This window comes from Undibacterium sp. Ji50W (genome assembly GCF_049340445.1).
Taxonomy (GTDB): Bacteria; Pseudomonadota; Gammaproteobacteria; order Burkholderiales; family Burkholderiaceae_D; genus Undibacterium.
The window spans coordinates 1-21,035 of sequence record NZ_JBMPOX010000015.1; the positions used below are offsets into that span (position 1 = coordinate 1).

19 protein-coding genes are annotated in these 21,035 nt (G+C 51.6%); 11 read left to right on the plus strand and 8 right to left on the minus strand.

The window, feature by feature from the left end; all coding sequences use genetic code 11:
* Positions 1 to 405: 405 nt before the first annotated feature.
* Positions 406 to 2,115, plus strand: coding sequence for a thiosulfohydrolase SoxB (gene soxB / locus ACO0K9_RS18965; protein ID WP_422987769.1), 1,710 nt, complete (start codon positions 406 to 408; stop codon positions 2,113 to 2,115).
* On the opposite strand, the gene ACO0K9_RS18970 is transcribed toward soxB, so the two are convergent.
* The 4 genes from ACO0K9_RS18970 to ACO0K9_RS18985 all read right to left on the minus strand — a co-directional run bounded on the left by ACO0K9_RS18970 (position 2,112) and on the right by ACO0K9_RS18985 (position 8,941).
* Entirely contained in the window at positions 2,112 to 3,461 is a 1,350-nt protein-coding gene (locus ACO0K9_RS18970) for an MFS transporter (RefSeq protein ID WP_422987648.1), read from the minus strand. The genes soxB and ACO0K9_RS18970 overlap by 4 nt on opposite strands.
* A complete protein-coding gene (locus ACO0K9_RS18975) occupies positions 3,458 to 4,456 on the minus strand; it encodes a PfkB family carbohydrate kinase (protein ID WP_422987649.1) in 999 nt (332 codons plus the stop codon). The genes ACO0K9_RS18970 and ACO0K9_RS18975 overlap by 4 nt, the downstream gene beginning before the upstream one ends.
* Complete coding sequence (locus ACO0K9_RS18980; RefSeq protein WP_422987650.1) at positions 4,453 to 6,417, minus strand: alpha-amylase family glycosyl hydrolase; 1,965 nt, start codon at positions 6,415 to 6,417, stop codon at positions 4,453 to 4,455. Before ACO0K9_RS18980 ends, ACO0K9_RS18975 begins: the two co-directional genes overlap by 4 nt.
* Positions 6,418 to 6,628: 211 nt before the next feature.
* Positions 6,629 to 8,941 (minus strand): TonB-dependent receptor domain-containing protein, encoded by a 2,313-nt coding sequence (locus ACO0K9_RS18985; protein WP_422987651.1) that lies wholly within the window; start codon positions 8,939 to 8,941, stop codon positions 6,629 to 6,631.
* Between the two features lie 894 nt (positions 8,942 to 9,835).
* Here ACO0K9_RS18985 and ACO0K9_RS18990 point away from each other — a divergent pair.
* From ACO0K9_RS18990 to ACO0K9_RS19000, 3 genes are all read left to right on the plus strand, one after another.
* On the plus strand, positions 9,836 to 10,105 hold the full coding sequence (locus ACO0K9_RS18990) for a hypothetical protein (protein ID WP_422987652.1): 270 nt from the start codon (positions 9,836 to 9,838) through the stop codon (positions 10,103 to 10,105).
* Positions 10,106 to 10,181: 76 nt separating this feature from the next.
* Positions 10,182 to 11,096, plus strand: coding sequence for a DUF692 domain-containing protein (locus ACO0K9_RS18995; RefSeq protein ID WP_422987653.1), 915 nt, complete (start codon positions 10,182 to 10,184; stop codon positions 11,094 to 11,096).
* Positions 11,096 to 11,884, plus strand: coding sequence for a putative DNA-binding domain-containing protein (locus ACO0K9_RS19000; protein WP_422987654.1), 789 nt, complete (start codon positions 11,096 to 11,098; stop codon positions 11,882 to 11,884). Before ACO0K9_RS18995 ends, ACO0K9_RS19000 begins: the two co-directional genes overlap by 1 nt.
* A 60-nt stretch (positions 11,885 to 11,944) precedes the next feature.
* Here the strand turns inward: ACO0K9_RS19000 and ACO0K9_RS19005 are convergent, their stop codons facing one another.
* Entirely contained in the window at positions 11,945 to 13,000 is a 1,056-nt protein-coding gene (locus tag ACO0K9_RS19005; protein ID WP_422987655.1) for a LacI family DNA-binding transcriptional regulator, read from the minus strand.
* A 120-nt stretch (positions 13,001 to 13,120) separates the two neighbouring features.
* A complete protein-coding gene (locus ACO0K9_RS19010) occupies positions 13,121 to 13,813 on the minus strand; it encodes a helix-turn-helix transcriptional regulator (RefSeq protein WP_422987656.1) in 693 nt (230 codons plus the stop codon).
* A gap of 252 nt (positions 13,814 to 14,065) precedes the next feature.
* Between ACO0K9_RS19010 and ACO0K9_RS19015 the strand changes: the two genes are divergently transcribed.
* The 5 genes from ACO0K9_RS19015 (at position 14,066) to ACO0K9_RS19035 (ending at position 16,477) form a co-directional block, all read left to right on the plus strand.
* Positions 14,066 to 14,401: a plasmid stabilization protein gene (locus ACO0K9_RS19015; RefSeq protein WP_422987657.1), complete on the plus strand. Its 336-nt coding sequence runs from the start codon at positions 14,066 to 14,068 to the stop codon at positions 14,399 to 14,401.
* A 139-nt stretch (positions 14,402 to 14,540) separates the two neighbouring features.
* Positions 14,541 to 14,723: a hypothetical protein gene (locus ACO0K9_RS19020; RefSeq protein WP_422987658.1), complete on the plus strand. Its 183-nt coding sequence runs from the start codon at positions 14,541 to 14,543 to the stop codon at positions 14,721 to 14,723.
* Between the two features lie 110 nt (positions 14,724 to 14,833).
* Positions 14,834 to 15,361 (plus strand): hypothetical protein, encoded by a 528-nt coding sequence (locus ACO0K9_RS19025; RefSeq protein WP_422987659.1) that lies wholly within the window; start codon positions 14,834 to 14,836, stop codon positions 15,359 to 15,361.
* A 165-nt stretch (positions 15,362 to 15,526) separates the two neighbouring features.
* Entirely contained in the window at positions 15,527 to 15,787 is a 261-nt protein-coding gene (locus tag ACO0K9_RS19030; protein ID WP_422987660.1) for a hypothetical protein, read from the plus strand.
* A gap of 219 nt (positions 15,788 to 16,006) precedes the next feature.
* On the plus strand, positions 16,007 to 16,477 hold the full coding sequence (locus ACO0K9_RS19035) for a hypothetical protein (RefSeq protein ID WP_422987661.1): 471 nt from the start codon (positions 16,007 to 16,009) through the stop codon (positions 16,475 to 16,477).
* Between the two features lie 191 nt (positions 16,478 to 16,668).
* Here the strand turns inward: ACO0K9_RS19035 and recQ are convergent, their stop codons facing one another.
* Together recQ and ACO0K9_RS19045 are read right to left on the minus strand one after the other, a co-directional pair.
* Complete coding sequence (gene recQ / locus ACO0K9_RS19040; RefSeq protein WP_422987770.1) at positions 16,669 to 18,525, minus strand: DNA helicase RecQ; 1,857 nt, start codon at positions 18,523 to 18,525, stop codon at positions 16,669 to 16,671.
* Between the two features lie 3 nt (positions 18,526 to 18,528).
* Positions 18,529 to 19,374: an undecaprenyl-diphosphate phosphatase gene (locus ACO0K9_RS19045; protein ID WP_422987662.1), complete on the minus strand. Its 846-nt coding sequence runs from the start codon at positions 19,372 to 19,374 to the stop codon at positions 18,529 to 18,531.
* Positions 19,375 to 19,672: 298 nt separating this feature from the next.
* Between ACO0K9_RS19045 and ACO0K9_RS19050 the strand changes: the two genes are divergently transcribed.
* Together ACO0K9_RS19050 and ACO0K9_RS19055 are read left to right on the plus strand one after the other, a co-directional pair.
* Positions 19,673 to 20,347, plus strand: coding sequence for a hypothetical protein (locus ACO0K9_RS19050; protein ID WP_422987663.1), 675 nt, complete (start codon positions 19,673 to 19,675; stop codon positions 20,345 to 20,347).
* Positions 20,348 to 20,571: 224 nt separating this feature from the next.
* On the plus strand, positions 20,572 to 21,027 hold the full coding sequence (locus ACO0K9_RS19055) for a hypothetical protein (protein WP_422987664.1): 456 nt from the start codon (positions 20,572 to 20,574) through the stop codon (positions 21,025 to 21,027).
* Positions 21,028 to 21,035 lie beyond the last annotated feature (8 nt).

Consider the following 21,035-nt stretch of genomic DNA (forward strand, 5'->3'; position numbering starts at 1 on the left):
CAGAGAAGGCTCGTGTAGAAGAAAAGGCGTACATGAAGGCTGCTTAATTTAAATTGAGGCGACAACTACCTTGACACACACCGCTTCGCCAAAGAACGTATTCAAAGAAAGGCGACCGCAGACTCGCCCTTCGGGTGCTTACGCTACGCTTCAGCATAATTTGTGCATCACAAAAAATGGGAAAGCTTCGAAACTCGCTACGCTCAAACACGAAGCTTTCTAATCCATTTTCTATGACACACAAATTACATCGTCCCAAGCGGATTAACGTCAAAAGCAACAGCAACTTCAAAAACAACGGCAGCGTCAAGAACAAAAGCAAGGTCAAAATCAGCAGCAGAACCCAAGGTCAAAATCTACGTCAAAAGCCACACCATCAAAACAGAAAGCAATAACATCATGGGTCTGAATCGTCGTGATTTTTTACAGGTAATGGCCATTGCCGCCGCCGGTGGCATGCAGATTGATGCGCAGGCGGCTCTGGCGAATCCTGCTGCGGATAAACTGTACGATCTGCCGCGCTTTGGCAATGTCCATCTGATGCACTTCACTGATTGCCATGCGCAGTTGTTGCCACTGTATTTCCGCGAGCCCAGTGTCAATCTTGGTATAGCTGCGGCTTTTGGTAAAAGCCCACATCTGGTGGGTGAACATTTGCTCAGGCAATTTGGCATCAAAGCGAATACACCAGAAGCGCATGCGTTTAGCTGCCTGAACTTTGAACAGGCGGCAGCGACGTATGGCAAGGTGGGTGGCTTTGCGCATTTGACGACGTTGATCAAGCGTATCAAGGACAATCGGCCCGGCGCACTCTTGCTCGACGGCGGTGATACCTGGCAAGGTTCGGCTACAGCGCTGTGGACGCAGGGGCAGGATATGGTCGATGCCTGTTTGCAGATGGGGGTGAATGTCATGACGGCACACTGGGAAATGACCCTGGGTGACAAGCGCGTCAAGCATATCGTCGAAAATGATTTCAAGGGTAAGGTCGATTTTGTTGCGCAAAATATCCAGACCACCGACTTTGGTGACCCTGTGTTTGAAGCCTTTGTCATGAAAGAGATGAATGGTGTGCCAGTCGCCATCATTGGCCAGGCTTTCCCGTACACACCTATCGCCAACCCGCGCTATATGGTGCCGGAGTGGAGCTTTGGCATACAGGAAGAAAATATGCAAAAGACTGTCGATGCGGCACGCGCCAAGGGGGCGAAGGTCGTCGTGCTCTTGTCGCATAATGGCATGGATGTGGATCTTAAAATGGCGACACGTGTGCGCGGTATTGACGCCATCCTTGGCGGCCACACGCATGACGGCATGCCTGCACCGGTCATCGTTGAAAACGGTGGTGGCAAGACCCTGGTGACGAATGCGGGTAGCAATAGCAAGTTTCTCGGCGTGCTGGATTTTGATGTGAAAGAAGGGCGCATACAGGGTTTCCAGTATCGCCTGTTACCCGTGTTTGCCAACTTTTTGCCAGCGGATGCACAGATGCAGGCACTGATACAGAAAGTGCGTGCACCATACGCGGCCAAGTTGGGTGAGAAACTGGCGATGACGGAAGGTACGCTGTACCGCCGCGGTAATTTCAATGGCAGTTTCGATCAACTGATTGTCGATGCGCTGATGGAAGTCAAAGGTGCAGAGATAGCGTTTTCTCCTGGTTTCCGCTGGGGTACATCGCTGCTGCCAAACAGCGCCATCACCATGGAACATCTGATGGATCAGACTGCCACCACCTATTCACATACCACCATGACAGAAATGACCGGTGCCGCTATCAAGACCGTGCTGGAAGATGTGGCCGACAACCTGTTTAATCCCGATCCGTATTACCAGCAGGGTGGTGACATGGTACGTGTTGGTGGCTTGACCTATGCAATAGAGCCGGCAGCCAGCATGGGCAAGCGCATACAGGATATGCGTCTGAATGGCCAGCCATTAGTGGATGGTAAAGTTTACAAGGTGGCTGGCTGGGCACCTGTGTCTGAAGGCGTCAAAGGTGAACCCGTATGGGATGTGGTGGCGCAATGGCTAAGGACCCACAAAAAAATCAGCCCGCGTAAGTTGAATACACCGCGACTGATAGGTGTTGCGGGTAATCCTGGTCTGGTTTAACCCGTATTGGATAGCGGCTTCGTTGACAGTTTGACGATGCCCACGGCCATTGCCGCACATATCAACAAAACACCAGCCAGCCGTATGACGTTTTCAGGGTTACCACCCAGCCAGGCATGGTAATACAGCGGTAGCGTAAAAATTTGTATGATCATGGGAATGACAATGAACATATTGAAGATGCCCATATACACGCCGGTGCGCTCTGCAGGTATGCTACCCGCCAGCATGATGTAGGGGTTACCCATGATGCTGGCCCAGGCCAGGCCCACACCCAGCATGGGTATGAACAACAGCGATGGCTTATGGATTGCCGGTATGCTGATCATGCACAGGCCTGCCAGCGTCAGGCAGACAGCATGGCTGACCTTGGGTCCAAAGCGGCGGGTGAATGGTACCAGGGCAAACGCAGCGATGAAGGCGATGAAGTTATAGAACGCTCCTATTTGCCCATTCAATAATCCCGCTTCCCTGAAGCCGACTGAACTGGGGTCACTGGTGCCAAATAGGGTACGGCCCAGCGACAGCATGATGTACTGCCAATAGCAAAACATGGCATACCACTGGAATAGTTTGACCAGGGCGAGTTGACGCATGGTGGGTGGCATTTCCTTGATCGCCAGACCGATCTCGGCCAGGGTAGCGCGCCAGCCCGTGGCTTGCCTTTTGATCAGTGCCAGTTGATCTGGCGTCAAAGGAATTTCTGGCGAGGTTTTCAAGGTCCACAAGATGGAGGCAATCGAAAACACTGCGCCGATAACAAAAGCGGCGATGACAATATGGGGAATATGATGGCTGTTGACGCTGTTGCTGTTCATGCCTGCTACCACGAGTATCGATGGTGTCAGGTAAGCCAGAGTTTGCCCCAGACCGGTGAACGCGCTTTGCGTCAGGAAACCGACTGAGTGCTGGCTGGCATCCAGCTTGTCGCTGACGAAGGCGCGATACGGTTCCATGGTCACATTGTTGGCCGCATCCAGTATCCACAGCAAACCGGCTGCCATCCAAAGCGTAGAACTAAAGGGCATGAGCAACAGACCCAGACTGCAGAGGATGGCACCGACCAGGAAGTAAGGCGTGCGACGGCCCCAGCGGCTGATGGTACGGTCACTCATGGCACCGATCAGCGGTTGTACCAGCAAGCCCGTAACTGGCCCGGCCAGCCACAAATAGGGCAGGCTGGCTTCATCTGCACCCAGGTAGGCATAGATGGGACTCATACTGCTTTGCTGCAGACCAAAGCTGAACTGTATGCCAAAGAAGCCAAAGTTCATGTTGATGATTTGCCAGAATGACAGGCGCGGTTTACTTACGCTCTGCTGGATATTCGCGGTGCTTGAATTCATTTGCCGGCTCCGCTGTGATGGATGGTGGCCGGGGTTTCTGCACCCCAGCGTTGTTGCCATCGTGCGTAGAACGCCATATCACTGGCAACCGCACCCCGCACACCGCAAATGCCTGCTGCAAATTCATGGGCACGCTGCAGGCTGATGGCCAGCGGCCAGTCGCGCTGCAATCCAAGCAAGAAGATGGCAGAGAAAGCATCGCCAGCACCAACGGTATCAACGATCTGCACCTGGATGGGCTCTGTCGCACTGCGCAGGTAAAGTCCGGCCTTGTCCAGATACGCATAGCCGTGTTCACCCAGCGTGATCAGGATGGCTTGCAGGTCAAACAGCTTGATCAGCGCTGAGGCGTGTACTTGTAATTTGGTGTCGTCAGGCTGGTGATTGGCATCCTGCCTGATCTTGTTCAGGTAAATTTCGGCCAGTACCTGCAATTCTTCTTCATTCAGTTTGAGTATGTCGGCACATTGCAGCGACTGTTCTATGCTTGTCAGACTATATTGCATGGCGCGCAAATTCAGGTCCAGGTATTTGACGGCACGGGTTTGTTGTAGCAGGTTATACAGCGCTGCGCGCGACGTGGCATGTCTTTGTGCCAGCGTGCCAAAGTAAAAAATACCCTGGTGGTGTAATGGACAGGTTTGCTGCATGGCCAGGACGGCAGTCTGTGCGTCAATATGATCGTAAGCCTGATTGTTCAGTATTTCAAAGTGATGCGTGGCTTTGTTATTCTGATCTTCCTGGGTGACTTTGACACGACCTGTAGGATGCTGCGGGTCGGTCTGCAAGCCTGATGTCACCAGTTTGAAGCGTTGCATGTCGGCGCGTATCAGTGCCGCTGTCGGGTCATTGCCTACGCGTGAAATCATCAAAGGAGCGCAATCAAAATAGCCTAGCGTGCGGGCGACGTTGAAGGGGGCACCGCCAACGACAGGCTGATCGGGAAAGTCATCGATCAGGGTTTCGCCAAAGATGACGATGGGTTTGCTGGTCATGCCTTTGCTCCCGGGTTATTCTTCTGTGTCAGCCATAATTGGGCATACGCCGTCAAAGTCACGCTTGTACCGGCATCGCGTCTGTCCAATTGATTCAACCATGCCTGCGCAGGAATATCATAGCCTGCCAGCAGTGCATTGATATCAATACTGACATTGTTTTCTGAAAAATTTGCCAGATACAGCAAAGGCTGCTTCGTCGAACCGCGCATGAATGCCAGCACGGCAGGCGATGCTGGCGTTAGCAACTGACGTGGGGTCGCTGCAGCTAGCTGCGGCAATTGCCTGCGTACATGCAACATATCACACAGGGCGTCGAATACCGCAGCGGTATGGCTGAGACTTTCATGCCGCTGTTGATACAGGTTTTCATCCCAGGCGGGCCTGTGCAACCAGCGACTGTCGGCTGCCTGTGCGGTGATGTGCTGATAGGCGGCATCATTTTCCTGCGCCAGTTCATCCCCCATGTAAATCAGGGGCATGCCACCAAAGCAAAAACTGAGGCCATACAACAGCAACAGGCGTTGCCTGGCCAGATATTTTTCTTCAGTGGTTTGTGCGCTGGCAAAACCAGTTAATGCTGATGCCATACCGACTGTTCCATGCACGGTGCCTGGGGCACTGGCCTGGAAACTCTGACCACGCGCATAACTGTCTTCACCGCTGTAAAAACGTGATACTCGGGCCAGTCTTTGTTGCACATCTTCGGCTGCAAGACTGGCTTCCGGTCGCAATACATTCCAGCCTATATCGTCATGACAGCGCACATAAGTCAGCCAACTGCTTTGTTCTGGCAACGCGGGGGTGGCGGCAACTACATGGCGTATCAGACTGGTATCTTGTTCCGCCAGCGCTACCCAGGATGCTGCCATCAGGCTGCTGTGATAGGCCAGGTGGCATTCCTTAATAATTTGTGTCCCGTCGTTGCTGCCTAGGTAGGCGGGCAAATCACTGGTTTCGACGATGGCTTCGGCTTTCAGCAATACGCCAGGTGCGGCGATGTCTACCAGGCTGCGCAAGGCTTGCAGGATTTGATGGGCTTCCGGCTGGTTCATGCATTTGGTGCCGGCACGTTTCCACAGGAATGCAGTTGAATCCAGGCGGAAGGCCTCGACCCCGCGGTTAGCCAGACGCAATAGGGCAGCGGTCATATCGGCAAACACGGCCGGATTACGATAATTGAGATCCCATTGATATGGGTAGAAAGTAGTCCAGACCCAGGCCTGCATGTCGGGTACGTAGCTGAAATTGCCAGGGGCTACCTGAGGAAAGACCTGGCCCAGGTGTTTTTCAAAGGCATCTGGTTCGCTGCGATCAGGGTAATGATAAAAATAATCGCGATAGCGGGCGTCACCATTTTTTGCCGCGATGGCCCATGGGTGATCATCGGCCACATGGTTGAGTATAAAATCAGAACACAGGCTGATGCCTGCTTTTCGCAAGGCATTGCAGGTCTGTTCCAGATCCTGCATGGTGCCGTAACGTGGTTCTATTGCATCAAAATCGGCTATCGCAAAGCCGCCGTCATTTTCACCAGCCCGCGCCTTCAAGAACGGCAACAGATGCAGATAGGTCACACCCAGTTCCTGCAAGTGCGGGATACGTTGTTGCACCCCTTTCAAGTCACCGGCAAAACGGTCGACATAACAGCAATAGCCGAGCATGTTTTCTTTGGTGAACCATTGTCTGTCCTCACTTCTTTGCTGATCCAGTTCCAGCAATAGGGCGGGGCGTTGGGCAATGCTGTTGCCTGCCATACAAAGCAGGTCCATCAACCACAGTGCAAACGCTTGCTCATCGGCGAATTTTTTTGCATACAGGTGTTGCAGGTCTTGATACAGGACAGGGAAGTGTTGTTGAAATCTGCTGCTGACGCGTTCGCGCATGCTGGATGGCATAGCGGGCGACATGCCGGCGAGCAGGCTTGCTAAAAAACGGTCGGTAGTGAACGGTACTGACATGATGCAGGCTGGGCCTTAGAAAAACAGATAAGGAGAAAATGGCTCCCTCTACATGTTGGAGATGTAAAGGGAGCCCAAGTGCTACCAGGGACTTGTTCTGGAAGCGTGGAGGGAGCTACTGCACTTCTCAACTCAAACTGATGTCGCGCTATGCTCCCCCACGTTCCCTACGCACGGGGGCGACGATGTTCGCTGCGCCCCATCGTGACAATTAAAAACTGTACTTCAACGATGCTCTGATACTTCTGCCATTGATGGACCTTGCTGCGTGTCCGTCGCCTTCCACTTCGGTGTAGCCTATGTTGTTCGTCAGGTTATTGATGCTCAATGACAGTTGAATCTGGTCGTTGATACTGTAATTGACGAAGGTATTCAGGACATGGAATGCAGGCAAAATCAGGGTGTTGGCGTCGTCACCGTAAGATTTGCTGGTACCTATCAGGCTGGCACCGAAGACGGCATTGCCCATGGTATAGGTGGGTGCTATTTGATAGGTGTAACTGGCCTGGCGACGCGGGGTCTTGCCGATGACTGACTTGTCGTTGGCCGCAGTGATGCTGGCATTGGTATAGGTCAGGCCACCAGTCACACGGAAGGCATCGTAGCGATAGCTGGATTCAATCTCCACACCTTTGGCATCATAGTTATTGGCAGTGAATTTTTGGGTTGTTGCTTCAAAATTCGATTCTGCTGTCTTGGCCTGGAACAGGGTCACAAAGCTGCTGAAGTTGCCGGCTTTCCATTTCACGCCTGCTTCGGTTTGCTTGACAATATTCGTGCTGATCGGTGTAGTGCCGTCAAGTGGATTGCCAAACATGATGCGGTCGGCGTTGAAAGCGATACCTTCACTGATGCGGGCGAACACTGCAATATCCTTGGTCATGCGATAGTTGGCACCGGCAGAATAGGAAGTATGGTTGACGCCATAGTTGATGAATCTGGTATTGGCGGCAAGGTATCTTTGGTTGACGGCCTGGTTGAAGGTGCCGCTGGCGTCTTGCTTGTCATAGCGCAGGCTGCCATCCAGGTTCCAGTTGCCACTTTCCCAGCCCAGGTTGGCGTAGGCGGCATTGGTTTTATATTGCGCATCGATATTGCGGTTGCAGCAGCCGCCAAATACGTCGGTACCTTGTGCCAGCAAACCAGGTGAACCGGCGATAGTGCCGTTTGAATTAAGCAGGGCAGGCTGGTCGCCGCTAGCCTGCATCAGGTATTGATTAAAGTTCCAGGTCACGCCCAGGTTTTGCAGAGATGAATACCAGCCCACAGTGGTAGCAAATTTACCGCTGCTGGTTTCAAATACCTTGGACAACTTGATGTCATTGACGGTACTGCCCAGATCATCAATCGAGGTATTGAATACGGTGGCAGTAAATGCAGCACCAGTGTAGGCCTTGCCGGCATTGGGGCCAGTGGCGTAGCTCATATTCGTTGCGGTCTTGCCGCTGACACCTGCATCAGCCGGGAAGATGGAAATGAAGCGGCCGGTATTGGTGGATTTGCGGAATTTTTCATCCAGCGTCCAGCCATCGGCAATTTTCAGGGATGCTTCGGCACCAAAGGCATTATTGACGACATGCAGACCATCATTCACATTGGTCGATATTTTATTATTGTTACTGTCCAGGACAATATCGCGCGTCCAGTAAGGCGAATAAAAACTGGCAGTGCGTGGGTCTATGCCAGGCAATTCAGAGATATTGCCATTCACGGTACGGACTGGTATCGGCATATTCATCGGCGTCTTGTCATCCAGATGTTTGATGCTCAGACGCAGATAGCCGTTGTCCAGTTCTTGCGTGATATTTGCGCGCAGTTGACCGCCATCTTCCGCGGTGACACCGGCAGGGCGGGAGCTGTCGCCATTGCGGTAAAACCCAGCCACGAAAAAGCGGGTCTTGTTCGACAAAGCAGCGCCATAATCAAAATCAAAGCGTGTCTGGCTAAAATCGACACCCTTGCTGATGCCTATGCTGCCACCGGTTTCTTTGCCATTCTTGCTGATGAAGTTGATGATGCCGCCTGGCGAATTGGTGGCCATGGTGGATGCCGTACCACCACGTACCACTTCCAGATGGCTGAGGTTGCCGTCGGCACGCAGATACATGTCTGGCGTGACAAAGGCGATATCGCCGAATTGCAGCAGCGGCAAGCCATCTTCCTGGAACTGCACATAACGCGCACCACCGGCAGAGATAGGCACACCGCGCACCGTCAGATTGGCATTGCCTTCACCACCCGATGATTCAGAACGCACACCGGGAATAGCGCGCAAAATTTCAGCCGCATTGGTCGGTGCCGATTGCGCGATCTGGTCTGCATCCAGGGTACTGATGGATACACTGGCCTTCATCTTCGATGTGCCTGTCGGTGTGGCCGTTACGATGACGGAATTCAGGTTCAGGGAATTTTTTTCCTTGTCTTGTGCAGATGCTGTATCTTGTGCCCACACGGTATTCATTTGCAGTAATGCCAGGGAAATGACGCTGGCCATACGCGTCATCTTGATAGGTGATGATTTCATTGCTGTCTCCGCTTTCATCATTTTTGTGAGGCTGTACAGCATTGGGCTGTACATACCATGTTTTGCCTGATCATCAGCACCGCGCCGGTTGGCGTGTGGGCTGTGTCGTCACAAAAGACCTCCAACAATTTTCGCTGCGCTCTTGGACGTTCGGGCTGATTCAGATGGATATCAGCCGTCGTACTCTATGGCGCTTTTTTGCGATCCCTGGTTTGCCAAGGCAAACGCTGTTGAAGATCTTTTGTAGTGCAGGTGAAGAGAATTATCGGGCAAATAGCTATTCTTTGCAATCGATTGCAAATGCGCGCTGCAATAAATGACTGCAATGTTTCTTGATGGGAAATTTGAAGTGCCAGGCAGATAATGATGTGCTTTGCCAACGCAAAGGATTGCCTACTATGAAGGTCCGTCTTAAATGGATGCAGTAAATAGTGACCATAGGCGAACGCATTCCCATGCTGATCAAGTGTATTTTTGCTGCAACAGGAGATATCTTTTCCATTGCAATTGCTGCGATGCACAAATGATAGGCATGAGTTTTTCCATGGATTTTTGTAGGAATACTTCAGTCATGAATTCATATTATGCAATCGGTTGTAATTTAAACTAAGGCGTGCATTAATCGACCGTATGCAGCAAGAAATGCTTTTTAATCCTCGCATTGCCAGTTAGAGAGGGCGTTTTGATTGTGCGAAGATGGTTTGAACAGCACGCCAAATGGAAAGTTCTGGAAATAAACAAAAGTTGAAATTATTTTTTCCGGAAGTGTAAGTAATCTGAAATTGGCCCGACTGATGGTGGAGTTCTGCTTGTTGATGCTGGCTTGCCAGGCAAGTGAAGAACTTTATCCTTGATGTAACCACTTTCAATTACTTAAATTAACGGAGAAAAACCATGAAAAAATCTATCCAAACTGGTGCCCTGATCGCTGCTGCCGCTGCCACTATGGCTTTGTCTGGCTACGCCATTGCTGCTACCAGCAGCTTGAGCGCGGGTGACAAGATCCACTGCTCTGGCATCAATAGCTGCAAAGGTACCAGCGATTGCAAAACAGCAGAAAACGCTTGCAAGGGCCAAAACTCATGCAAAGGCCATGGCTTTGTTGGTACGACAGCAGGCCAGTGCCTGGCTAAAGGCGGCAAGATCATTGATCTGGATAAATAAATCCTGATGGCTTGACGCAATGCGTTAATCAGGTGATTAACGCATTGTCCTTCCCTGTTTTACTTGCAGACATCCTATGACGATTTCCACCACACCCGCCAGTGCTGCTGTTTTTGCCGGTTTTGGCCTGGGGCTGCGTACCGACCATTATCTGTCCATACTGGCAGACAAGCCGGCAGTGGACTGGTTTGAAATCCTGTCTGAAAATTATATGGTGCCTGGTGGCAAGCCATTGGCTATGCTCGATGCCATTCGTGCTGATTATCCAGTGGTCATGCATGGCGTATCGATGTCGATAGGGTCGCCGCAAGGCCCGACACCAGAGTATTTGCGTGACCTGAAAAATTTAATGAACCGGGTAGCACCAATGTGGGTATCCGATCATATTTGCTGGACTGGTGTGCATGGCAAGAACATGCATGACCTGTTCCCCTTACCCTACAACGAAGAAACCATCAAGCTGGTGGTGAATAACGTGCGCCGGGTGCAAGACGTTCTGGGTCGCAGGCTGGTGCTGGAAAATGTATCCAGCTACCTGCAATACAGTAGTGACAGCATGTCAGAATGGGAATTTGTTGCAGCCATTGCCGAACAGGCTGACAGCATGATCTTGCTGGATGTGAACAATATCTACGTCAGTAGTATCAACCATGGTTTTGATGCTGGCGACTACCTGCGCGGCATCCCTGTACACCGTGTGCAGCAGATACATCTGGCCGGTCATAGTGACCATGGTACGCATATTGTTGATACCCATGATCAGCCAGTGGCCGATCCCGTATGGGATTTATATGCACAGGCGATACACCGATTTGGTGCGGTCGCCAGCATGATAGAGCGCGACGATAATATGCCGCCGCTGGCAGAACTGGTGGCTGAACTGGACCAGGCACGTGCCATCAGCGCCAGTGTCTGCGCTGGCAGAGCGCTTCCTGCCAAAACTGCCAAAGCTATTGAAGTTTCCGAAGTTGCCGAAGAAGACGTTCGATGATGAAGCTTATCCACGACACCCAGGACACCCAGTCGCTGCAAACGGCTTTCCAGGAATTTATTCTGGGTCAGCGTGACGCTGCCAGCATGCATGTGCACCTGGCCGTTACACCTGGCCTGGGCCATGATGCCCGTCTTGATATTTACTACCAGGCGTATCGCCTGCGCCTGCGCGATGCCTTGTCAGAAGCCTATGGAAAAACCCATAGCTATCTGGGGGACGATCTGTTTTACCAGGCTTGTGCTGCCTATATTGATGCCCATCCTTCTACCTATCGCAATTTGCGCTGGTTTGGTGAGCAGTTTGCCGCTTTGTTGCGTCAGCAGTTTGCTGAACATCCGCAAGTGGCTGAACTGGCGCAGTTTGAATGGGCACTGGGGTGTGCTTTTGATGCCCCGGATCATGCCATTCTTCAACTGACTGATTTGGGTAAGGTCAGTGATTGGGAAACCGTGGGCCTGCGCACCAGCAGCTCATTGCAATTCATCGATATGCACTGGAATAGTGTTGCCATATGGCTGGCATTGAACGAAGACAAATCACCACCAGAGCCGGTTTCCACAGACGTGGCTGTGACCTGGGTGGTTTGGCGTAAGCAATTACAGGCGCATTTCAGATCCCTGGTCACTGAAGAGACTGAAGCTCTGCGCCAACTGGGACAAGGCCAGCGTTTTGCTGATGTATGTGAACGTGCCGCCGAAAATAATCCACAGCTACAAAACGATATTGGTGGCTGGCTGCATACCTGGGTAGTGGATGAAATGCTGGCAGAGGTGGTGCAAGAATAAGTCCGCGCCGCAGGATGGACAGTCACAAGGCAAAGCGGACGTAGTGGCGATACCTATCCATTACGTGCTGCTGGCCCTTACCATCAATTCGGTCGGCAATAGCTGTGCCTGGCTGTCCCCATCCTCTATCAGCTTTAGCAAGGCATCGACCAGGGCCAGGCCAGCCTGTGCCATAGGCTGACGTATGGTGCTCAGAGGCGGGTGGAAATAACGTGCCAGTTCTATATCGTCATAGCCTACTACCGCTACTTCATCCGGTACCAGGTAATCATTGTCGCGCAGGCTGTTGATACTGGTCATGGCCAGTAAATCGCTACAGGCAAACAGAGCATCGAAAGGAACTTTGCGGCTGCACAGTTCTGCCACGGCCAGCTTGCCACCTTCTTCTATGAAAGAAGCGGGTACTACCAGCCGGTCATCCAGCGCTATCTGATATTGTGCCAATGCCTTGCAATAACCTTCATAACGCTGTGCCACTTCGGGTAATTGTGTGTCGCCAAAAAAGGCAATATGCTTGCGGCCGCTTTGTATCAGATGTTCAGTTGCCTTTTGGCCGCCGGTGACATTGTCGCTACCTACCGTCACGTACAATTGTTGTGGCAATTGCGCACCCCAGACCACGATGGGCACATGGCGTGCCGCCAGCTGGTTCAATTGATCATGGTGGCGCCACTGGCCGATTAAAATCACGCCCAGTACACGGCCAGTATCAAAAATCTGTGCAGCATTGTCCAGATGTTCTGCATCGATACGCGATAACAGCATGTCGAAGCCACGGTCAGTCAGTGCATCGGCCAGGCTGCCCAGTATGCCCAGAAAAAAAGGATCGGACAGATGCTGGCGGGTTTCCGAATCAAAGGGCACCACCACGGCGATGGTGCGGGTTTGCTTCAGGCGCAGATTACGGGCATCGATATTGATGGAATATTTGAGTGAGCGTGCCAGTTCGGCAATGCGTTGACGGGTTTCATCATTGACCAGGCTGCTGCCACTTAGTGCACGTGATACCGTGGATGTGGATACCCCGGCCAGACGGGCGATATCGGCCATCTGCAAACGGCGCTGCTCTTTGCTGGCGGACCTGGATGTGTCTGCGATGTCCGTCTTGGCTTTCATCTTATTATTCTTGGTTGGAATGGGTGGGCTGAATCAATTGATAAGTCTCATTATAAAACTGAAAGCAGTCAGAACGGAAACTATGCGAGTCTGCAAAAAATTTGCCCTTCAAACCGCTGCCTAACGCTCGGACCTGATTCCCTGCTGCACGCGCCACTCCTTCAACAAAGCCTGACGCGATCGCGGATAAGTCTGGTCTGCTACCTGCAGGTTCAGGATGCGGTCAGTGCGAAAATGTCTGAAGTCATTACGCAATTCACACCAGGCGACGATGACGCGCAGGCTGTCGAAGAAAGCCAGGGCACACGGCCAGATAGTGCGCTCGCTGGCTTTACCGGTTTCATCCTGGTATTCCAGCACGAGTTTATGTTGCTTGCGTATGGACAGACGTATCTGGCGCAATTGTTCGTCATTACCCGGGTTCTTGCTGCAGGGGCCGATCAGCAGGCCGCTGGTTTCCAGTTCCAGTCTGGCTTCTGCTGGCAAGACCGATGCAATTTTTGCCAGTGCGTCACGGGCGGCCAGCGCCAGTTTATGGTCAGCTTGTTGTGCCACCCAGCGTGAACCCAGGGCAATCGCCGCAATTTCTTCTTCCGTGAACATCAGTGGCGGTAGCGTGAAGCCCGGTTGCAAGAGATAACCCATGCCCGCTTCGCCGGCAATTTTTGCGCCCTGGTTTTGCAGGGTAGCGATATCGCGGTACAGACTGCGCAGACTGATACCCAGTTCTTGTGACAACACTGCACCGCTGACAGGATAGCGATGCCTGCGCAGGATTTGCATCAGTTGCAATAGACGTTCAGTGCGCGACATGCGGATACTCAATTGTTGTTGGGGGCATGGCAATCCATCTGTCAGTGGTAATTTATGTAATTTTACCTTGCTGATCGATACAGGGCAGCTTCGAGCCTTGGTATGTACTGCATTGCAGCAACTTCGTCAGCATAGTCTTACGCAAGTATCGTCTTAATCCGATTTTGTTCTTTGGTGCTGACGACTACAATATAAATATGGACGCAGGGCGAAAAATAATTACGCAAGAAAATCAGACATGGGGAATTGACGATGCCACAAGCTGCCTGGAGCGCAAAAAGAGAGCGCCAGTTTAAACATATCAAGGATAGCTTGGTAAAAAGCGGTCGTAAGCCTGGTTTGGCTACAGAAATTGCTGCGCGTACCGTTAACAAAGAAAGGGCGCAGCATGGTGAAAGCCTGGAAGCGAGCAAGACTTCTCTGCAGGATATGCCTGCAGGAAGGAGGGGCGGACTTCATTCGCATAGTGGACCAGCCGGACGCACTTATGCGCAGCTATACCAGGAAGCACGCAAGAAAAATATCAAGGGGCGCGCAAGTATGAACAAGGCGGCTCTGGAGCAGGCGGTAGATAAGGGTAAGGGCTAAGGATTGCAGGCATGTGAAGGTGCAAGATAATGGCAAAAATAATACTTTAATCCAAGGTACTGCTAACTGTGGGGCCGCAAACAACAGAATTGGTTTCGCGTAAGTTCTGCTATAGATCAATCTTTACATGGCTAAGATCATGATAATCATAGGCATCAATAAAGCACCGGCACAACAATGGCTGCGCGTCGCATTGCGGACGGCCAAGGCAGCGGCAGAAGCCAATGAAGTCGAATGGGAATACGCCCATATCAGGATAGAGTTACCGCAAGGCCGTTCATATTCCAAGTTGCCAGGACATATGAACTTGGTGGAGAATTAACAGCAACAAGCGCTATCTGGCAGGAAGAAGATCATGCATACACCGCAACTCATTTTGTATGGAGTATTGGCGATGGTTTTGCTGACTTCATTTTTTGGGAAGAGATGATCATGAGCGCCCATTATTCAGCCTTGATCGTTTGCAGCTTGTTGATGTATGCACAAGCTACCTGTGCACAAGAAGTAAAACAGCCCGCCAGCGCAGAAGGATTAGAGCAGCAAAATGAAGTGGGAAAAAACCTGCCTGCAGATCGGTGGATAGCCAATAGGGCAGGCGACGCAAACCCGGTGAACGGGAAACCGGCACTGGGACCGCAGCAAGCCACTGCTGACGCTGAATTGGACGGTTTCCCGGTACCCTCTGCTTCTGGCGCACGGCTTCCAGGCAGGACAGGAAACACGCAGGCCGCGAATGGGCAAGACTTGTATGCGCGCGTCACGAAAGAGTATTACAGTCAGTCTGCCAGTCTCCCAAGCAAGCAGGAAAAACCGGACGCCCTGTCCAGGTTTGGTGTGCGTTATTCTCCGGCTGGCAATGATCATCTATGGCTGGAATACCGCTTCAGCGAAAAAAGCGCAATACGCTTGCGTGGCGCGGCTCACAGAGGTGTAAAGGTGTTGGCGGTCATTGAATATTGATATTCAATATTCAGACTCAGGCAAGAAATCATCAGTCAATTTCTGCTACACCCACCAGTATGTGCAGGCTATTGAAATCCATTATCGATCTTGTACATCGAGCTCAGTCAGGCATGTTCCCATACAGTTTTACCGGGACTCTGACATACCTGATCAGGAAATAACATGAACAGCAGCCTTAAAACTAAGATAGAGCGAACGCCGACCATGCATTACAAGAATTATGATATTTTTGTGATTGCATTTCCACGACCCGATGGCAACTGGTTTGCCAGCGGCGAAGTGCAAAAGTATGGTGCTGATGGGTTGGAAATTGCCCAGCAATTCAGCGGGCCGTTCAAGGCGGGTAGCGAAACCCAGGCCAAACTCGCCGTCATTCGTGATGCCAAACTGAAGATCGATGCCATACTGGCAGAACCGGCTTAGCTTGTTGTAGATCATTCGATCGGCCTGCCACTCCCAACGACCCCAGATGCATGGACCGCCGACATGCAGATACAGGTGTATTTGCTTACTACACCTTCCGCTTCAAATGTTTGTACATTGTGTCAACCATAATTTGCCTGCAGTGTTAGCATTTAAGGCAACATAATAATAATTTGCCAAGACACATCATTCAATCATCAAACAGGACAGCGGAAGATAATGAAAATTATAAAATGGATCGTTATTGTCATCATTGCAGTGCCCTTGGCACTGGTAGCATTTATGTATGCACGCAATAAAATGGTAGGGCCAGCCGGCTGGGCGGAAGACAATACCATCAAACAACTCAAGGGGATGATGAAAGATCCGGATTCCATGGTGATACGTTCTTCTTTTGTTTTACAAAGAACAAATGCCGATGGTAATACCGAAATTTCGGTATGCGGCATTGTGGATGGAAAAAATGCATTTGGCGGTTACGCAGGTGGTACGCGTTTCGTATCCCTGAGTATGGACAATAAAAAAATCAATACCTTTGATACCATTTTCGTCAAAATAGACGAAAGCACGGCATCGGATCGGGCCTTGGCAAAACGCGTGGACAGCGTAACACCATTCGAGCACGCCTACTGGAACGGCAGCTGTGTGGATGAGACACATCCCATGTTGGTACGCACGTCGGAAAGTTAAAAACTTGCCAGCCAGATCTGGCAAAAACCGCTAGCCACGACGGCAAGTAGAGGCTGAGAAAAGAGTATCTTGAAATCAGATATGAGATGACAATCAGGGAACCGAAGATACTGTCGTTCTTCTCTGTGCCCCCTCTGTGTCTCCGTGCCTCTGTGTTGAGAGGTCTTGCTTTGCCTTACTACGTATAAGTATTAAGCCTGCAATTCCTCAATCAGGCTGATAATTTCTTTACCATAGCTTTCCAGCTTCTTGTCTCCCACGCCCGATATAGCGCGCAGGGCGGTCAGGGTGGCGGGTTGCTGGCGGGCGATTTCGCGCAGGGTGGCATCGGGAAAGATGACGTAGGCCGGTACATTGTGGGTGCGTGCAGTTTCCACCCGCCACCAGCGCAGTTTGTCAAAAGCGGCCTGGGCAGTGCTGTCAAGGTCGGCTTCGGCATAGTCTTTTGCTGACTGGCGTTTGTGCTTGACGGCTTTTTCTGCTTTTTTGTACTGGCGTAGCTGTACCTTGATTTCACCCCGCAAGACGGCGCGGGACGTTTCGGTCAGTTTCAGCGAGCTATAGTTTTCATAATCTACCGCGACCATGCCCAGCGCGATCAACTGACGCAACAGGGCGCGCCATTCGGCTTCGCTTTTGTCTGATCCTATGCCATAGGTCGATAATTTGTCATGTCGCCATTGCTGTACGCGTTCGGTATCAATACCGCGCAAGATGTCGATGACATGGCCAGTAGCAAAGCGCTGATCGACACGATATACAGTGGACAGAATTTTCTGCGCCGCCACACTGCCATCAAAAGAGCTGGGAGGGCTGATACAGGTATCGCAATTGCCGCAGGGGCCGGCTTGTTGTCCAAAATACTCAAGGATGTGGGCGCGCCGGCAATTCAGGGTTTCGCATAGCGACAGCATGGCATCCAGCTTGACGCCTTGCACCCGCTTGAAGGTTTCATTGGCTTCGGATTCATCAATCATGCGGCGCTGCTGCACCACATCCTGCAAGCCATAGGCCATCCAGGCATTGGCGTTGGCACCATCGCGACCGGCACGACCGGTTTCCTGGTAATAACCTTCTATACTTTTTGGCAAATCCAGATGGGCGACAAAGCGCACGTCAGGTTTGTCTATGCCCATGCCAAAGGCGATGGTGGCACACATGACAATGCCGTCTTCACGCAAAAAGCGCGCCTGGTTGCGGCTGCGGTCTTGCAAATCCATACCGGCATGATAGGGCAGGGAAGTGATGCCGTTTTCATTCAGAAATTCAGCTGTCTCCTCAACCTTTTTACGCGACAGGCAATATACAATGCCGGCATCGCCGCTGTGCTGGGCGGTGATGAAATCCAGCAATTGCTTGCGGCCATTGGCTTTTTCAACGATCTGGTAACGGATGTTGGGGCGGTCAAATGATGACACGAACTGCATCGCGTTTTCCAACTGCAACCTGTGGATGATTTCATCACGGGTTTGCTGGTCTGCCGTGGCGGTCAGGGCAATACGCGGCACATGCGGGAAGCGCTCATGCAGGGCTGACAGTTTGATGTATTCAGGGCGGAAATCATGTCCCCATTGCGAGACGCAATGGGCTTCGTCAATCGCAAACAGGGCGATGTTGACGACTTGTAGTAGCTCCAGGCAGCGCTGGGTCAGCAGGCGCTCAGGTGCGATATAGACCAGGTCAATATCGCCTTCGCGCATCTTTTTTTCCACTGCCAGGATTTCATCAAAACTCTGGGTGGAATTTAAAAATGCAGCACGCACACCCACTTCGGCCAGGGCATCGACCTGGTCTTGCATCAAGGCAATCAGCGGGGATACTACGATGCCAACGCCATCACGTAGCAGGGCCGGTATCTGATAACATAAAGATTTACCACCCCCTGTGGGCATCAGCACCAGGGCATCGCCGCCATTGGCAACGTGTTCAACGATCTGGCCCTGTTGCGAGCGAAAGGCCGGATAGCCAAATACAGTCTGCAGTAAATGCAGAGCCTGCTCAACGGTATCGCTGGTGGTATTGCCTGCTTCAGTCACTGCGCTTGTCACCAATTAGTCGGCCCAGGTAATTACGCCAGTGTAGGCGGTAATCAGGATCATGATACCAAAGCCTATGCGGTACCAGGCAAACACATTGAAATTATGCGAGCTGATATAACGCAGCAACCAGCGTACACAAAAGAAGGCAGAGATAAAAGCTGCAACCGTACCCAGGCTGAACATGGGCAAGTCTGCCATCGACAAGTCTTCACGCGCCTTGTACAGCGAATATACAGTCGCACCCAGCAATGTCGGTATCGCCAGGAAGAACGAAAATTCGGTCGCTGCCTTGCGCGACAAGCCAAACAGCATACCACCTATGATGGTGGCACCGGAACGGCTGGTGCCGGGGATCAGCGCAAAGGACTGGGCCAGACCTATCTTCAGCGCATCCAGCATGCTCATGTCATCCACGGATTGTATGCGGGCATGGCTGCTGTCATGACTATCGGCACCCGCGTGTTTGCGTTCAACAAACAGGATGATGACGCCGCCTATGATAAAAGCAAGGGCGACCGGCACAGGGGCAAACAGCACGGCTTTGATTTTTTTGGAAAACAGCAGACCCAGTACGGCTGCTGGTAAAAATGCAACGATCAGATTCAGGGCAAACTTGCGCGCCCTGGCATCACTGGCCAGGCCGGTGACCACACTGGCAATCTTGGCCCGGTATTCCCAGCACACCGCAAAAATCGCGCCGGCCTGTATCACGATCTCAAACACCTTTATTTTTTCGCCGGTGAAGTTCAGCAAACTGCCGGTCAATATCAGGTGACCAGTAGATGAAATAGGCAAGAATTCCGTCAAACCTTCGACGATGCCCATGATGATGATTTTGATCGCGATTATGAAGTCCATACGACACTGAAAAGTGGGAAGTTAAGCAGGGAATTGGTCGGCACGAAGCTTAACATGGTGCATGCCTGCCTGCGCAGAAATTTGCCCGTAAATGCCCCATTCAGGGGGCAAATTTATAAAAACATAAGGATAAAGACTTGCCGGATGGCAGTTCCTTGCACTCAAGGTTCTGTATTTCGGTACTTTTCTGAATTTCATTGCTCCCCAGTTAGCAATCGCGATACTTTGGCATTGTCCTTGGTCGTATCTGTATTCATGCCTTTATTCCTGTCTTTATTTTATTAAGCGCTTATCACCCATGTTCAGGCTGTCACAACAATCCATCTCTTATTGCCAGTATGGCTTTATTGCCAGCCTGCTGCCGGGATTGATTGCCTGCACCACCGCCATGCCCGCGCAGCCATCACAGGCAAGCACCAGCCCTGAAAAGATGGAGCAGGTGTTTGCTGAGTATCGCAGTAGCCAGGTGGAAGTATTGGTGGTGAGGCAGCAGTTTCTATGGCAGTTCCCGGATGCAGATCAACATCTGGCCCAGTTTGCTCACCACATCACGGTTGATGGCACGGTGCCGGTGCGTTTACAGGAATTTGTCATCAGTTATCACAACCCCCGCCTTCTGTTGCCAGCATCTTCAGCTTTAGCAGGCAATGCCAGCGCCATGATGCAGGTCAGCAGAAATGGCGAGTTCCTGTTGCGTGAAGTTATATCGCCGGTATTTACCGGTGAGCAAAGGTATCGTTTGCTGGAGGTAGCCAAACTCAAGGTCGGAACCGAAGCCTATGTGCTGACAGTCGCCAATCGTTCTTTGCGACAGCCCATGTGGCTGGCGATTTTTGGCATGGATGGCCATGCCGTGTATCGCATAGGTCTACCCCATGGCACCTGGCAATTTACTGAGCATGCCGATGGTATTTCCATGGTGGATACCTCTGGTTCTGGCAGACGGCTGGTGATCCGGCCTGCACAGCAATGACAGGCCTGGCCAGAGCATCGCAGCGCCTATGGAGTTTTTGGCCATCAGGCATGCCGTTGGTCAATATGGGTTTGAAAGTGTGCGCAGGTGTTTGTTTGAGTACCTGCCTGAGTGCTTGCTTTATACCTTTGCCCATTATTGGGGGCGGCGTGGCGGGTGCAGGACGAGATAGTGATGCAGTGAGAAATGAAGCCTGGAATTACCCAGAATTTAAGGAGATGCATGTGCAGACCGAAATGACCAAGGATAGCGTGCCCAGGCAGTCACGCACAGACCGTAATAATTACTTCGCCGACTTTGAAGATCATGTCCATATCCGTCGCAGCACACCAACCAGGCTGGGTTCCTACGAATTTAATTTCGTACGTTCCGGCACTGACAATGGCTTCCTGATACAGGTTCACAATGATGGCTTGCGGGTCTTGCTGGAACGCATACCGTCGGCCTTTTATATGGGCGACCTGCAAGCCAGCCAGGTAAAGATAGCTGGGCGCGAATATCTTTTGCTGGCGGCTAATTCGCGTACTAGTACGCATCGCATGTGGCTGGGTATTTTCCGGCCAAACGGCAGTAAGTTATACGCCGCCAGCCTGGAACAGTCGGTGAGACGCATCCTTCAGACTGAGGATGGCGTTTCGCTGTTCTTTTCGAGTGGTGATTCGATGCGTATCAAGATATAGCTTGTTTT

Coding starts and splice junctions, on each gene's coding strand:
- ACO0K9_RS18970 (WP_422987648.1), bottom strand. CDS start 3,461: ATGAATTCAAGCACCGCGAATATCCAGCAGAGCGTAAGTAAACCGCGC.
- ACO0K9_RS18975 (WP_422987649.1), bottom strand. CDS start 4,456: ATGACCAGCAAACCCATCGTCATCTTTGGCGAAACCCTGATCGATGAC.
- ACO0K9_RS18980 (WP_422987650.1), bottom strand. CDS start 6,417: ATGTCAGTACCGTTCACTACCGACCGTTTTTTAGCAAGCCTGCTCGCC.
- ACO0K9_RS18985 (WP_422987651.1), bottom strand. CDS start 8,941: ATGAAATCATCACCTATCAAGATGACGCGTATGGCCAGCGTCATTTCC.
- ACO0K9_RS18990 (WP_422987652.1), top strand. CDS start 9,836: ATGAAAAAATCTATCCAAACTGGTGCCCTGATCGCTGCTGCCGCTGCC.
- ACO0K9_RS18995 (WP_422987653.1), top strand. CDS start 10,182: ATGACGATTTCCACCACACCCGCCAGTGCTGCTGTTTTTGCCGGTTTT.
- ACO0K9_RS19000 (WP_422987654.1), top strand. CDS start 11,096: ATGAAGCTTATCCACGACACCCAGGACACCCAGTCGCTGCAAACGGCT.
- ACO0K9_RS19005 (WP_422987655.1), bottom strand. CDS start 13,000: ATGAAAGCCAAGACGGACATCGCAGACACATCCAGGTCCGCCAGCAAA.
- ACO0K9_RS19010 (WP_422987656.1), bottom strand. CDS start 13,813: ATGTCGCGCACTGAACGTCTATTGCAACTGATGCAAATCCTGCGCAGG.
- ACO0K9_RS19015 (WP_422987657.1), top strand. CDS start 14,066: ATGCCACAAGCTGCCTGGAGCGCAAAAAGAGAGCGCCAGTTTAAACAT.
- ACO0K9_RS19020 (WP_422987658.1), top strand. CDS start 14,541: ATGATAATCATAGGCATCAATAAAGCACCGGCACAACAATGGCTGCGC.
- ACO0K9_RS19025 (WP_422987659.1), top strand. CDS start 14,834: ATGAGCGCCCATTATTCAGCCTTGATCGTTTGCAGCTTGTTGATGTAT.
- ACO0K9_RS19030 (WP_422987660.1), top strand. CDS start 15,527: ATGAACAGCAGCCTTAAAACTAAGATAGAGCGAACGCCGACCATGCAT.
- ACO0K9_RS19035 (WP_422987661.1), top strand. CDS start 16,007: ATGAAAATTATAAAATGGATCGTTATTGTCATCATTGCAGTGCCCTTG.
- ACO0K9_RS19045 (WP_422987662.1), bottom strand. CDS start 19,374: ATGGACTTCATAATCGCGATCAAAATCATCATCATGGGCATCGTCGAA.
- ACO0K9_RS19050 (WP_422987663.1), top strand. CDS start 19,673: ATGTTCAGGCTGTCACAACAATCCATCTCTTATTGCCAGTATGGCTTT.